Origin of the sequence: Pseudoalteromonas sp. AOP7-A1-14, assembly GCF_052376275.1 — a bacterium.
Taxonomy (GTDB): Bacteria; Pseudomonadota; Gammaproteobacteria; order Enterobacterales; family Alteromonadaceae; genus Pseudoalteromonas.
Window position 1 is genome coordinate 1 of sequence record NZ_JBQSVO010000289.1, and the last position, 504, is coordinate 504.

The 504-nt window shown below is 41.3% G+C and carries 1 protein-coding gene; it reads right to left on the bottom strand.

Translation table 11 applies throughout. The features are described 5' to 3' along the window. Positions 1 to 164 precede the first annotated feature (164 nt). A partial coding sequence (gene tnpB / locus ACT3RM_RS18155) for an IS66 family insertion sequence element accessory protein TnpB (protein ID WP_444511550.1) occupies positions 165 to 504 on the bottom strand: 340 nt, incomplete at its 5' end.

The following is a 504-nucleotide window of genomic DNA, read 5'->3' on the forward strand; positions in this document are numbered from 1 at the left end:
TCAATCCGCGATTGCATTTCAACCTTATCTTCTTGTAAAGCATCAAGCTTAGCCTGCATAAGTGCAAGCTGATTTTGTAGTTCGGTGATGAGAATAGTGTCTGGCATTTTAATAGCATGACACATGGGAAAGATCGTTCAAGTAAAAAAAACGATCTGATTAATTTACATCACCGATAACCCCGATAAAGTCGGGTGCCGTGTTTGATTACTGACCGGTAACCCTGATAGCAACCACTGTAATTGGCGTTGCTCGATGCCCATAGCCGTGTGTTCATTAGTCTGTTTTGGCCACTGAAATCGTCCTTGTTCTAAACGACGATAATAGAGCCAAAAACCGTTGGTATCCCAAAATAAAATCTTTAATTTATCGCGTTGTTTATTACAAAAAACGAACCACGCTTGGCTTAAAGGATCGAGAGATAGGGTATCGCTGACAATAATACTTAGGCCATTGATTGATTTGCGCATGTCGGTGAACCCCGTGACCAAGTAAACTTGGTGT